The 13,156-nt window shown below is 52.0% G+C and carries 13 protein-coding genes and 1 riboswitch; of the genes, 9 read left to right on the top strand and 4 right to left on the bottom strand.

Going from position 1 to position 13,156, the window contains the following annotated elements:
• Positions 1–225 (top strand): hypothetical protein, encoded by a 225-nt coding sequence (locus ACFSDB_RS08520; RefSeq protein WP_204891880.1) that lies wholly within the window; start codon positions 1–3, stop codon positions 223–225.
• A gap of 66 nt (positions 226–291) precedes the next feature.
• Here ACFSDB_RS08520 and ACFSDB_RS08515 read toward each other — a convergent pair whose 3' ends face one another.
• Positions 292–1,056 (bottom strand): metal-binding protein ZinT, encoded by a 765-nt coding sequence (locus tag ACFSDB_RS08515; protein WP_204891879.1) that lies wholly within the window; start codon positions 1,054–1,056, stop codon positions 292–294.
• A gap of 201 nt (positions 1,057–1,257) precedes the next feature.
• Between ACFSDB_RS08515 and ACFSDB_RS08510 the strand changes: the two genes are divergently transcribed.
• Both ACFSDB_RS08510 and ACFSDB_RS08505 read left to right on the top strand, forming a co-directional pair.
• Positions 1,258–2,538 carry a M48 family metallopeptidase gene (locus ACFSDB_RS08510; protein ID WP_377339768.1) on the top strand — a complete coding sequence of 427 codons (1,281 nt, stop codon included), beginning with the start codon at positions 1,258–1,260 and terminating at the stop codon, positions 2,536–2,538.
• Between the two features lie 444 nt (positions 2,539–2,982).
• On the top strand, positions 2,983–3,864 hold the full coding sequence (locus ACFSDB_RS08505) for a YitT family protein (protein WP_204891878.1): 882 nt from the start codon (positions 2,983–2,985) through the stop codon (positions 3,862–3,864).
• A gap of 431 nt (positions 3,865–4,295) precedes the next feature.
• Here the strand turns inward: ACFSDB_RS08505 and ACFSDB_RS08500 are convergent, their stop codons facing one another.
• The 3 genes from ACFSDB_RS08500 to ACFSDB_RS08490 all read right to left on the bottom strand — a co-directional run bounded on the left by ACFSDB_RS08500 (position 4,296) and on the right by ACFSDB_RS08490 (position 6,417).
• Positions 4,296–5,171 (bottom strand): 5'-methylthioadenosine/S-adenosylhomocysteine nucleosidase, encoded by an 876-nt coding sequence (locus ACFSDB_RS08500; RefSeq protein WP_377339938.1) that lies wholly within the window; start codon positions 5,169–5,171, stop codon positions 4,296–4,298.
• A gap of 137 nt (positions 5,172–5,308) precedes the next feature.
• Positions 5,309–5,411, bottom strand: a riboswitch (purine riboswitch).
• Positions 5,412–5,637: 226 nt separating this feature from the next.
• Positions 5,638–5,841, bottom strand: a complete 204-nt coding sequence (locus ACFSDB_RS08495) for a hypothetical protein (protein WP_204891876.1) — start codon at positions 5,839–5,841, stop codon at positions 5,638–5,640.
• Positions 5,842–5,907: 66 nt separating this feature from the next.
• A complete protein-coding gene (locus ACFSDB_RS08490) occupies positions 5,908–6,417 on the bottom strand; it encodes a glycine/sarcosine/betaine reductase selenoprotein B family protein (RefSeq protein ID WP_204891875.1) in 510 nt (169 codons plus the stop codon).
• 220 nt (positions 6,418–6,637) lie between these two features.
• Between ACFSDB_RS08490 and ACFSDB_RS08485 the strand changes: the two genes are divergently transcribed.
• From ACFSDB_RS08485 to ACFSDB_RS08460, 6 genes are all read left to right on the top strand, one after another.
• Positions 6,638–7,354 carry a PspA/IM30 family protein gene (locus ACFSDB_RS08485; RefSeq protein WP_204891874.1) on the top strand — a complete coding sequence of 239 codons (717 nt, stop codon included), beginning with the start codon at positions 6,638–6,640 and terminating at the stop codon, positions 7,352–7,354.
• Positions 7,355–7,403: 49 nt separating this feature from the next.
• A complete protein-coding gene (locus tag ACFSDB_RS08480) occupies positions 7,404–8,432 on the top strand; it encodes a TFIIB-type zinc ribbon-containing protein (protein WP_204891873.1) in 1,029 nt (342 codons plus the stop codon).
• Positions 8,426–9,211, top strand: a complete 786-nt coding sequence (locus ACFSDB_RS08475) for a TPM domain-containing protein (protein ID WP_204891872.1) — start codon at positions 8,426–8,428, stop codon at positions 9,209–9,211. The genes ACFSDB_RS08480 and ACFSDB_RS08475 overlap by 7 nt, the downstream gene beginning before the upstream one ends.
• Positions 9,212–9,675: 464 nt before the next feature.
• Positions 9,676–10,656 (top strand): SPFH domain-containing protein, encoded by a 981-nt coding sequence (locus tag ACFSDB_RS08470; RefSeq protein WP_204891871.1) that lies wholly within the window; start codon positions 9,676–9,678, stop codon positions 10,654–10,656.
• A 502-nt stretch (positions 10,657–11,158) separates the two neighbouring features.
• Positions 11,159–12,019 carry a MurR/RpiR family transcriptional regulator gene (locus ACFSDB_RS08465; RefSeq protein WP_204891870.1) on the top strand — a complete coding sequence of 287 codons (861 nt, stop codon included), beginning with the start codon at positions 11,159–11,161 and terminating at the stop codon, positions 12,017–12,019.
• On the top strand, positions 12,016–13,152 hold the full coding sequence (locus tag ACFSDB_RS08460) for a M20 peptidase aminoacylase family protein (protein ID WP_204891869.1): 1,137 nt from the start codon (positions 12,016–12,018) through the stop codon (positions 13,150–13,152). Before ACFSDB_RS08465 ends, ACFSDB_RS08460 begins: the two co-directional genes overlap by 4 nt.
• Positions 13,153–13,156: the final 4 nt, after the last annotated feature.

Genomic DNA, 13,156 nt, shown 5'->3' with positions numbered 1-13,156 from the left:
ATGAAGAAATATGTCATCCAGTATACCTTAGAAAAAGGACTCACAGTTGAACGGACGGTGGAAGCCGGATCACGGGAAGAAGTCGCCGAAATGGCGCTGTCGGAACAGATCGTCCAGTTCGAAGATGTTTTTGGCGAATGGAACTTGTTCAACAAAGACGATATTAAATTAGTGAAGATAAAAGATTATACCGAACCGGTCAATACATCACGAAGAGGCGGCTGATCAGGTACGGATTTTACTAATAGGGAGGGCCGGGGAAATCCCCGGCCTTCTTTTATTGGGAGTGCTTTAATGCGCCATCATCTCATGGGCAATATCGTGGCCGTCCATATCGGAAGGGTAGTAGGTCGGCCAATTGACAACTTCCTCGAGCAGCGCTTCGCGGTCGTCGCCCCAGTACAGGTGGTAATGGGAAGCGTCAGTCGGGGAAATGCCGTGGTCACTGAATTGGATGAATTGCGGAAGGCCTTCTGCTCCGCCGGTCAATTCAAAAACGAACCGGACGCCGCGGTTGCCTGCTTCATATGTCAGAATCTCATAGCCATCGTATGTATAGTCGCCTGCAAGTTCTTCGCCTTTTTTGAAGAACGTCACACGATCACCTTCTATGACGACGCGTTCCACATCGGTCCGATAGCCTTCGGTATAGTATGCTTTGTACTCTTCAGCTGTCATGTCGTCCGAGTGCAGGGCTTTATCCGCAAACACTTCATCAAGTGTGCCATTTTGCAGGAGCGGATAGACGGATTGCCAATCTCCTGCCCAATCCGACAGCGGCCGGTCTTCGACTTGGCTGTCTTCAAAAAAGCCGTCGTAGATTTTCTGGGATTCTTCGCTAGTTGAATGAGCGTCGTGGTCATGGTCGTGATCAGACTCATTTTCATGAGAATGCGATTCGGCCCCTTGTTCGCCGGTTTCGGTGGAATCGGAAACGGCGCTTGTGCTTGCGGCAGTATCCGGTTCCGCATCGGCAGAACCGGTTGGCTGGCATCCGGCAGCGAGCAAAGCGGTGAGCGAGAGAAGAGCCAGACTTGTTTTGAATGAATGATGCATGTGAAACACTCCTTTTCTTAAAACGTAATGATTACAATTTATGATTATACACATCATTCCGGAAGGAGAGAAATAAAAGAATATTAAGTCTTTTAAGGTTTGAAAAATAAAAGATAAACACAATAAAAAATTTGAAAATAATGTATGTAATATAATCTCTCCGTGCTATTATAATTGAAGCGAAAAGCAAGGAAGGAAGATATGATGAACGCTTCAAAGATTCAATCTGAAAGAGAAACGCTTTATTTTGTATTCAGCGCAATTGCCAGTGTCCTGGTTTACATCCTGGCGGCTGTGTCGATTTTCGGCATCGCCATTGTGCTGATCGTTTTTGCACTGATGCTTTATGTAAATGCCATGATGATGGGCTCAATCCGCGGCAACGGGGTCCGCATCCATGAGCGGCAATTCGGCGATGTCTACAGCCGCGTCCAGGCACTATCCAAGGAAATGGGGCTGAAGAAAGTACCCGACGTTTTCGTCATCCAGTCGGAAGGCGCATTGAATGCGTTTGCGACCCGCTTCTGGGGTCGCGACATGGTCGTCCTTTATTCGGAAGTGTTCGAACTGGCGCGCGAGCAGGGGCAGGATGAGTTGGACTTTATCATCGCCCACGAATTGGCGCATATCAAACGCCGCCACGTCTGGAAAAATCTTCTCATCATTCCGGCAGGGTTCATTCCATTCCTAGCGGAAGCTTATAGCCGTTCGTGCGAATATACATGCGACCGGCACGCGGCATATACCATCGGAAACGCGGCAGCGGCCAAACGCGCGCTGACGCTGCTCGGCATCGGAAAGAAAATGTACTTGGAAGTGAACGAAGACGCCTACCGCGAACAGATCGAAACCGAATCGAACGGCATCGTCTGGTTCAGCGAAGTGCTCTCGACGCATCCGCACCTGCCGAAGCGCATCCAGTCGGTCGAAGCGTTTGCCGGCGGGGAAAGCCATCTCTACCAACCGAATACCGGCAAGATCGCCGTAGGGGCCGGCATTTTAGCGGCTGTCTTCTTCGGCGTCTACATCGGCAGCATCGCGCTGTTTACAGGCGGCGGGCTTGTCTATTCGCAGCTCCTTCCAAATGCTTTTTCAGATGAATCCTTTTTAGCGGTTGAAGGCGAAACGCCGTTGATGAGCGCCGCCTATAACGGCGAGATGGACGCAGTTGAAACCGCACTGGCGGATGGGGCAGATCTCCATGCCAAAGATGTGGATGGAGCGGATGCTCTCATGTACGCTGTCCAGGGCGGGGAAGCGGCAATCGCTGAACGGCTGATCGAAGCGGGAGCGGAAGTCAATACAAGCGATGATTATTCGACTGCACTGGAAACGGCTGTGCTATATGAAGATTTTGAAATGGCCCGCTTGCTTGTGGAAAACGGGGCAGACCCGCTGCTCATGAGCCCGGCCGGATCGACCGCCATCGAAGCGATGGGCGTGAACGACGAAGCAGAATTCATGGCAGCGTTGAACGAATAAAATCCGGCATCCATCGCCGGTTCATAAAGAGGGGGACGGCAGCCATCAGCGCTGCCGTTTTTTCTTGGGGAAGAGACCGGTTCTTGTCGATATGTTGAACGCAGATATTGAACCTGTTCCGTTAACTGTCTATTCATCTATGTGCATAAAAGAAAGGCCGGACCTTGGTATCAGTCCGTGAAGATGCATGATTATCGAAGCCGGCTAGTAGTTATGATAAAGGCTGGAAAACAGGAAGGCTTCAAGCGTTCCAAACGGGCCGATGATTCCGCCGGTGCACAGAAAGTCTTGCGGTTTACCGGTAAATAAAGCTTGCTTTCCGTCCTCCGCATCCCCTATAATTTGTTCTATTGTGCCAGAGACAGAAAGGTCCGAGCGGAACGTGCCGGCCTTTTTTTGATGGATTTTTCCTGGCAAGAGTATATGGAAGAACGGAGAATTTACATGGATAAACTATACAGCGCATTAATCATCTTCGCGGGATCGGTGCTGCTTGGATTTGCATTCAACATGCTGCTATTGCCGCACGAAATCTTATCAGGGGGTATTACAGGGATCGCGATGATCTTCAGTTTGATGGTGCCGGTCAACGCCGGAATCTGGCTGATCGTGCTGAACATCCCGATCCTGGTGCTCGGCTGGATGAAGCTTGGCAAGATGTTCATCCTCAACAGCATCTATTCGGTAGCGGTGACGTCAATTTCGATGCTTTACATCCCGGTCATGAAGCTGACAGAGGATGCTTTATTGTCTTCAGTATTCGGCGGCGTGCTTGTCGGTGTCGGCGTCGGCTTCATCATCCGCTTTTTCGGTTCGACGGGCGGCTTTGACGTTGTCGGCCTGCTGTTGACGATGAAGCGCGACATCCCGCTCGGCTTTTTGGTGTTCGGCCTCAACAGCCTCGTCGTCTTCGTTTCAAGCTTCATCTTTTCATGGGAGCTTGCGATGTACACGATGGCATCGATCTACATTACCGGACTGGTCGTTGACCGGATCCACACCCGCCACATCAAGCTGAGCTTGATGGTGGTCACGAACAAAGGCGATGCCGTCAAAAAGCAATTGATCGAGAACCTTTACCGCGGCATCACCGTGACAGACGGCGAAGGCGCGTACTCGGGCAATAAAGTCAAAGTGCTCTACAGCGTCATTTCGCGCTATGAACTCGCGTACGTGCGCCCGCTCATCAAAGCGGTCGACCCGAACGCATTCGTCAGCATCAGCGAAACGATGGAAGTCATGGGCAATTTCCGCAAGGACGATAATTTCAAGAAAATCCCCGGCGGCCATACGATGTATGACACGATGCCCGATGGGTCGAAATAATTTCTTTAGATACTGCCAAAGAACCCCTCCGAATCACGAGAATCGGAGGGGTTCTTTGGGTGATGAAATATTATCTGAATAATCAAATTAGAGTATTTTCATTTTCGTTCAATGGGTATATGATGGAGATAAAAGGAGGAGGAGTAATTATGGAACCGACCTTTGGGCTTGTGCCGATGCTCATCCTTTCCGCCATTGTAGTTGTGCTGATCATGGCTTACTTCATCCTGCATCACTGGGCAAAATGAACAGCATAACGGTAAAAGCCGCATCTGTTATGCGGCTTTTAGTTTTCCCTCGTCTCATTGAAGCCGCCATGGCGCAAGAGGTCTACCGATACAATAATGCCCTTGCTCTACTTTGGAGCAAGGGCATTGCGAGCTTTATGGCTTATCGCTTGACCTCTTCCACTGTTCGGAAAGAGGCTTGGATCAGTTCTCTGAAAGGGACGAAATATATTCTTTTACGACTTCATAGACATAATCCTGGTTGGCCGCTGCCGTGTCCGGATTGTAAGCTCCGTTGTTCGTCTTGTTATTCGAAAGGATCCGGATGCCTAGGAATGGGATTTCATAGGCTGCAGAGATTTGGGCAGCGGAAGCGGTTTCCATCTCTTCGACTGAGGTGCCGTATTTTTCGTGGAACCACTTGATCCGGTCCACCTCGTTGTTCCAGACATCAGCGGAACCGATGGTGCCTTCGACGACCTTGCCTTCTGTGTGCGTGTCTTTCACAGTGCGGGCTGCAGCCAGCAACCCTTCATCCCCATCATAGTAGCGGATGTTTTCGGCATTCGGATCTTCTCCCGCGCTGCCTTCTGACGCCATCAGGTCCATAGGCTTCCATTGGGTCGGTTCAATTCCTGCGCCTTCTTTCAAATCGCCCGTTTTCAAGGCCCCAACGCTAACGGAACGTTTGCCGAGCACAATATCGAATACCTCCAACTCGGGATCGTGGCCGCCTGAAGTCCCTTGGTTGATGATTGCGGCAGGATTGTATTTCTCAATCGCCATTGCAGTAGCCGCGGCAGTGTTGGCCATGCCTTTCCCCGTCTTCGAAACAATTACCGGATACCCTTCCACTGTTCCAATATAAAATTCATATGTAGAGCCCGAAGTTACCACTTCCACATTTTCCAGGCGTTCTGCAAACTTCTCCGCTTCAATAGGCATCGGCCCTTGGATCAGAATCGGGCGTTGCGGTTGTTCTTTCGCTTCAGTTTCAGCAGCCGAACTACATCCTGCAAGGCTCAATAGGATAGCCAGAAGCAGGGATAAAAGATGAAAAGCTTTTAGATTTTTCAAGATGTGTTCCTCCTAGTTGTCGCTTTTCCCGTTGCCTAACCAATAAAAAAAGGCCGAATGCGGCAGAATATACTCCACCTTTCGGACCCGCCAAGTCGAAACCAGTTGCCGCACTTTTCCAAGGTAAATCGGATGTTGCGGCAGCTGCTGCTCCAACCCGTAGTCCAGTCCGTTTTTGGGGACTTGGTAGAAACGCCCGGACCATATTACCAGGCATATACGAGAATGATTAAGCTTGTTTTTGACACTTCGCAACTATAGCAACCCGAAACTTTGCCGTCAACCCTGAATGCGAACAATTAGATATAAAATACCATATATAGTTCGTGTATCAGGAAAAATGCCTATGTATACTTGCTTAAAACTCTTTTGGAATCGCCTTTTAGGGCTTTCTGTTTGGTGCGTGAATGCAGATCGGAAATGAAGAAGACAGCGTGCTAGGAATCTCCCGGCACGCTGTCTTCTGTTTTCATTGCCCATGCAGAAAGGGGACGTCTTTGTAGAGTTCCCGTGTGCCAGATGGAAGAGCGGTGAGTCCAAGAAGCGCTTCAACCACTTGCTTTCTCGTCTCGAAATCGAATGGGTCGCCGCATGGCCGTCCCATTTTAAAAGGAACCTGCAGCGTCCGCGGGACGCCTGCTTTATCGGTCACTTCCGGGAACAGCGTCACCATGGCGGTTGTAATGCCGGATGCTTCTAAAGCCCGGGCATACAGCCCGAGTACGTTGTGGCAGGATCCTCAGCCGGGCACAAGGAGCGCGACATCGATTTCCTCACGGCGCAACAGTTCTACCACTTTCGGAATCCACTCGCGTTCCACTTCCGCCGTATCGAGGATGCCGCCGTTCAGTCCGATGTGGATAGGGGAGACGGATCCGATCATTCCGTCGGCTGCCAATTCCTTCAGCTGGGGAAGCGGAAAGACAATTGTGGGATCCGATTTGGCATGCTTGGTATCGATGAAAAGATGGGTCACCGTCAATTGGTCTTCCTGCGCATCCGCCGGTATGAGGCGGAATGTAGGGTCCCCGGCAGGATTATCCACGTCGAATGGAGAATCCGTTACGAGATGGATGCCCGCGGTCGACAGGAGGGCAACTTTGCATTCGCTCAGTGGCTTGTGCAAACGTGTTTCCGGCATGCCGGTGTAGTCATGCATGTGGCTCATCGTGAACTTTTTATAAGCTTCCGGGAAATTGCCGGAAAAAGTCCGCGACAGCTTCGACTTGATCTTTGTCTTCAGTTTCATGGCTCGCTTTGCCTCCCTTTCCTCTAGCTTTCTGTAAAATTCGACAGCGGAGGGAAAATTCCTGTCCGTTTCCAGTGGAAGATAGTGTAATAATTTGGGGAAGGGCCGGCTTTGACGGCTGCGATTGCCATGGTTAAAGCCGCGGGTGAAAGGGTATTTCGAATTTAAGAGGCTGCCCGGCAGCCGCAAAAAAATAATGCAAACAAAAAGGAGAATGATGATGGAAATCCTAAAACGGTTCAGAGACATTATGGCAAGCAATATCAACGCAATGCTGGATGAAGCGGAAGATCCGGAAAAAATGATTGATCAGTATCTCCGTGATTTGAACAGCGACCTTGGGAAAGTGAAGGCGGAAACGGCCGCGATCATGGCAGCCGAGAAGCGCGAGCGCCGGGAACTGGATGAGCTGAAGCAGGAGATGGACGATATGCAGCGCTATGCGGTGAAGGCTCTCGAAGCGAATAACGAAGACGACGCCCGCAAGTTTTTACAGCGCAAAGCGGAACTCGCCGAGAAGGAGAAAACGATGAAGACGGCGGTCGAAATCGCCGCAGCGAATACCACGCAAATGCGCCAGATGCACGACAAGCTTGAATCGGATATTGGGGAACTTGAATCCCGCCGTGCAGAATTGAAAGGCAAGGCGTCAGTCGCCAAAACGCAGAAGCGCATGAACGATATGGGTTCATCAATCAACAGTTCCGGCGAACGCATCTCGGCCTTTGACAAGATGGAAGAGAAAATCAATCAGGAACTGGACGAAGCGATGGCAATGTCGGAGTTGAACAAAAGTTCCGGCACAGACATCAACGACCTGACGAAAAAATACAGCAGCGATGCAGATGTGGACGCTGAACTGGATTCATTGAAATCGGGCATCAATGTGGACGATGAGCTTGAGTCGCTGAAAAGCCAGCTGAACAAAGGCGAATAATGGCCGCGGGCAGAGATGAAGAAACCCTGCAGAAAGGGAGGAAGATGGAATGATCGTTCAATACAAATGCCCGAACTGCGGGTCGGACATGGCGTTCGATGCCGAGTCAGGCCATCTGTCCTGCCCGAACTGCGGAAGGCAGGATGAGATCGAAACGTTTCCGGAGGAGAACATCCTTCGGAAACTCGATCCCGAGGAAGCGAAGGAATACCACTGCGAGAACTGCGGCGCCGTGATTGTCACCGAGTCGGAGACGACTGCGACGCATTGCAGTTTCTGCGGTGCGCCAGTCGTGCTGGCCGACAGGCTGACCGGCGACCTTGCCCCTGCGAAAGTAATTCCATTTACCATCAGCAAGGACGAAGCTGAGGCCGCATTCCGGAAATGGACGAAAAACGGGCGGCTCACCCCGACCGGCTTCATGAGCGGCAACCGGATCAAGAAAATGACCGGGATGTATGTGCCGTTCTGGCTTTACGACATTGACGGCACCGCGGAAGTGGCGGCGATCGGGACGCGCGTACGCTCCTATACGAGCGGCGACACCATTTACACAGAGACCGACTTTTACGATGTCTACCGGGAAATTGACCTGAGTTATTTGAAAGTGCCGGCGGATGCGTCGGAGAAGATGGACGATGAACTCATGGACAAGCTGGAACCGTACGATTACGGGGAGCTGAAAGATTTCCGGATGCCTTACCTTTCCGGATTTCTGGCGGAAAAATACGATTTCGACGACGAAGCGCTGTTTTCACGCGTGGAATCGAAGATCGTCCCGTACATCGATTCCTATATCGGCACGACGATCTCGGGCTATTCGACCGTCAGCTATACGAACAAACAGATTCTGGCGAATAAACGCCGCGTCTACTATACGCTGTTTCCGGTCTGGATGGTCTATTACGATTTTGAGAACAAGGAACATACCTTTGCGATGAACGGCCAGACCGGCAAGGTGGTCGGTAAGCCGCCGATCAGCGGCGCGAAAGTCTTCGCCTGGTTCGCAGGCGTTGCGGGGGTTACGTTTGCCGTGTTGAAAGGCATCGCTTATGCCATGGGAGGTGTCCTATGGTGAAGAGGTTTAATCGGAAACTGCCGGTGTTGATCCTGGCGCAGCTGCTGTTTTTATTGGCCGGCACCGGTGCTGCCTTTGCGGTTGCAGACCAGCACATCTACGATAATGCGGGGCTCTTGAGCGAGCCGGAAGCGGCTGAACTTGAAGCTTTCGCTGCGGAGCAAAGCCGGGTGCACGGCACCGATTTTATTTTTTTGACGACAGACAGTACGGACGGGAAACCGATCGAGACATACATGGGCGACTTTTTCGACATCTGGGCCGTTGAGAACGACCAGGAAAATGCCGTGCTGCTGACGGTCGATATGGGCAACCGGCAAATCTTCCTGTCCGGTTTCGGAACGGCGGAAGAACGCCTGGACGACGGACGAATCGACATGGTGCTCGACCGCATCGTGCCGTATATGCAGGCCGGGGATTACGGCGCTGCTTTCCGGGAAACTGTTGCGACATCAAACCGCTATATGGAGTACCGGCCGGGCGTCAACCCGGAAAGCATCTTCCTGAAAACCTGGTTCCAGGCAGCAGTCGCTTTGCTGCTTGGCGGAATCGTGGTCGGCACGATGCTCTATAATTCAGGCGGACGCATCACGACTTCGTCCCGCACCTATATGGACAGCGACCATACGCGGGTAAGAAGCAGCGAAGACCGCTTCCGCAACAAGACCGTGACGCGGAGCAAAATTCCGCAGAACAAAGGCGGCGGTGGCGGCGGTTTCGGCGGCGGCGGCATGACCGGAGGCGGCCGTTCCTATAGCGGCGGCGGGCGCGGTTTCTAGTAGTAGAGACAAGAGGGCTTTTGGGGCTTTCTCTTTAGTTTCGGTATATGGTGAAGTAATGAAGAGATGGTTGATATACCGCTTCGGCGCTTTGGGCATGGCTCCCGCAATGAGCCGAGAAAACCACTCGTCTCATTGCTTCGCCTAGCCCGTAGGCGCGCCGGCGCTAGTTTAGCTCTTTAAAAGCTGATAACTTTATCCGTTATAGTAGTGCTTTCTGAGATATGAAGCAAAACAGCGGAGACGCCCGCGGGAAAGCGAGACAGCCGAGACCCCGCAAGCCGCAACGCGGCTGAGGAGGCTTGGCGCTCGCCCGCAGGCAAGCGCAGCTGTTTTGCGGAATATCGGGAATAAAAAATTCCTACTTCACCGTATACCGATACAGTGCCTATCCGCTCGAGACGCTTCGGTTTTTTTCCACTAGGGCAAAGAGTGTTAAGTGATTAAAGGAAGGAATGAATAGTATGGGCTTTTTCGGCAATCAATTTTCGGATGTAGTGGAATGGGAAGAATTCAGAGATGATATGATTTTCTGGAAATGGCATAACAACGAAGTGAAAAAAGGAAGCCGGCTGATCATCCGGCCCGGACAAGACGCCATCTTCCTCAATAACGGCAAAATCGAGGGCGTTTTCGAAGACGAAGGCGAGTACGACATTGAATCTGAAATCGTGCCGTTCCTATCGACTTTGAAAGGGTTCCGTTTCGGCTTCAATAGCGGCATGCGCGTGGAAGTGCTTTTTGTGAACACGAAGGAATTCACCGTCCGCTGGGGCACGCAGAATCCGATCAATATCCCCGCTCCGCAGCTGCCGGGTGGTATGCCGATCCGGGCGAACGGCACGTTCCAATTTAAGGTCAACGATTATGTGGGGCTGATCGACAAAATCGCAGGCGTCCGGGACAGCTATCTGGTGGAAGACGTGAAGATCCGCATCACGGCCATCCTCGACCAGCTCTTGATGCGCTGGATTACAAAAGAAGGCAAGGACATGTTCAACCTGCAGGCCAATGCCCGCGAAATCGGGGCAGGCATCCAAGACGACCTCAATATGGAGCTCATGGATGACGGCATGAAAGTCACCGGATTCCAGGTCATGAGCTTCAACTATCCGAAAGAGATCCAGGACATGATCAATAAAACCGCTTCCCACGGCATGGTCGGCGACGTTTCGAAATACCAGCAGATCTCGGTCGCAGACGCCATGGCAGCGGGCAAGGGTTCCGGCACCGCATCGGACATGGCCGGCATGATGATGGGCATGAACATCGCGAAGGAAATGATGGAGAACCAGAAAGCAGATTCTGGCGGCGGGCAAAATACCGGCAGCCCGAGCCCGCAGCCTGCAGGCAGTGAGAAGGCGATCCCGAACTTCTGCCCGAACTGCGGCCAGAAAATCGAGGGCACGAAGTTCTGCCCGAATTGCGGCCAGAAGCTGGTTTGACGAATGTAAACAGAAAGAATACGAAATGGTTCAAAGTTGATTGAGATCGCAATTTCTTCTCAATCTAAAACACTTAAGCGCCGCCTGGATCCATTCCAGACGGCGCTTTTATTTGGCTTATCAAACATAGATATCCTTTTAAAAACAAAGGGGTAGACGGATTGAGATATTTTGCCGGCGCTTGCCGCAGGAAAAGAAGCCAAGTGGCAATTCAACAGTGGTTAGTGGCAATTCAACATGTTTTGGTGGGAACTCAACGAGGTTTAGTTGGAATTCACCGAGGTTTAGTTGGAACTCGGGAGTGGCAAGGGGAATTCATCCCTTACAAGTGGAAATGTGTCTATACCGAGTTCGCATACAAAAGCATGAATTAAATTTTTTTAAAATTTTGAACGATATATTGCATACAGCTGAATTGTGTGATAAATTTAACAGAATAATTTGAAGTTTGAACTTCAAAAATTAATAAAAAGACGTCACAACTTCAAGAAGAGGGCAAAAAATGGACTTGAAACAATTAATCCACAGTCAATTCGATGATTTATCAAAAAGCCAGAAGAAAGTGGCGACGCATATTCTGGATTTCCCAAGGCAAGTGGCGCTGAGTTCGGCGCAGGAAATGGGCGAAGCGATCGGCGTCAGCGAAACGACGGTGATCCGTTTTTGCTACAGTCTCGAGTTTTCCGGCTACACCGAACTGCAAAAAGCGATCCGGGAGCAGCTGCTGTCGCCGGAAAGCAGTTTGTCGGCCTACCAGCAGGCAAAAGTGGAGCTGCAGCAGCAGCCGCACTTTTTTGCCCAGGTCATGGAACAGGACCGTGCGGCCATTGCCGAGACGGCGAAAGGGATCGAGGAAGCGGATTACGACTTGGCGGTCGAACGTTTATCGCAAGCCCGAAAGGTCCATGTGCTCGGCTTGCGTTCATCGTTCGCCGCAGCGAACTGGCTGAGCTATACGCTTGGCCTGGTCCGGAGCGAGGTCCAATTGATCCGGCCGGAAACCGAAGACGTCATCCAGACCTTGAGCGAGATGGACAGCGGGTCGGTGCTGATCGTGATTTCGTTCCACCGCTACCTGAAAGAAACTGTGAAGATTGCGGAACTGGCAAAAGAGCAGGGCTGCTTTGTCATCGGCATCAGCGATTCGCAGCTGGCTCCGATCCATGCAGCGAGCGATGTGCTCTTTCCGATTTACTCGCCCAACAAGTCAACGCTTGATGCGACAGCGTCATTGTTTTCATTTATGAACGCGCTGGCAGCAGGTTTGGTGGTCAAAGAAAAAGAGGCATTCGGGCAGCGGCAGGAAAAATACCGGGCGCTCGACAGCGATTATTTATTCATAGAAGGGGCGGGGAAAAAATGAAAGCAGTGGTACAGGAAATAAAACCGGTCGTGGAAGCGGTATTCGAGCATTTGCACGCCCATCCCGAAATCAGCTGGCAGGAAATTGAAACGACCCGCTACCTGAAAGAGTTTCTGGAAGCGGAAGGGGTGGAGGTGGAAACCTTCGGTGATTCGACGGGCCTCGTGGCAACGGTTGGAAGCGGCAGCCCGTGCATCGGCCTCCGCACAGATATCGACGCACTGTGGCAGGAAGTGGACGGCGAGTACAAGGCGAACCATTCCTGTGGCCACGATGCGCATATGGCTCTTGCCATCGGCACCCTGCTCGTGCTGAAAAAACTGGGGGTTCCGGAACAGGGGCGGCTGAAAGTGATTTTCCAGCCGGCAGAAGAAAAAGGGACCGGGGCTTTGTCGTTTGTGAAAAGGGGCATTGTCGATGATGTCGATTATTTATACGGCGTCCACTTGCGGCCGATCCAGGAAATCGGAACAGGTTATGCAGCACCTGCGATCATGCACGGTTCGGCAAAAATGCTCCGTGGACGGATCAACGGGACCGATGCACATGGCGCCCGGCCCCACCAAGGGCAAAACGCCATTGAAGTGATGGCGCAGCTCGTGCAGGCGATCCGTTCGATCCACATCGATCCGATGGTGCCGCATTCAGCGAAGATGACGATGTTCCAGGCAGGCGGCGAATCGGCCAACATCATCCCGGGCACGGCAACGTTCAGCCTGGATTTGCGGGCACAGACGAACGGCGCGATGGAAGAATTGTTTGTAAGTGTAAAGCACGCAATCACTTCGGTTGCGGCTCTGGCAGGCGTCGAAATCACCACAGAGACGGCAGCGGAAATCGCTGCTGCGGAAGTGGACGAAACAGCCGTGCAACTCATGGCGCGTGCGATTGCGGACACCTTGGGCGAAGAGGCCCTCGTCCCGCCGATTGTCACACCGGGCGGCGAGGATTTCCACTTTTATACGCTCGAGCGGCCGTCGGTCAAAGCGACGATGCTCGGCCTCGGATGCAATCTTGCGCCAGGGCTCCATCATCCGGCCATGACGTTCGACCGGGAGAGCCTCATTCCCGGTATTGAAATCCTTGCCCGGACGGTGCAGGGGACATTCGAAAGATTGGCGCAAGGAGAGTGAAAAC

Origin of the sequence: Planococcus chinensis (assembly GCF_042681545.1) — a bacterium.
Taxonomy (GTDB): domain Bacteria; phylum Bacillota; class Bacilli; order Bacillales_A; family Planococcaceae; genus Planococcus; species Planococcus chinensis.
The sequence above is the reverse complement of the archived record's forward strand: the minus strand, read 5'-3'. Positions and strand labels throughout refer to the sequence as shown.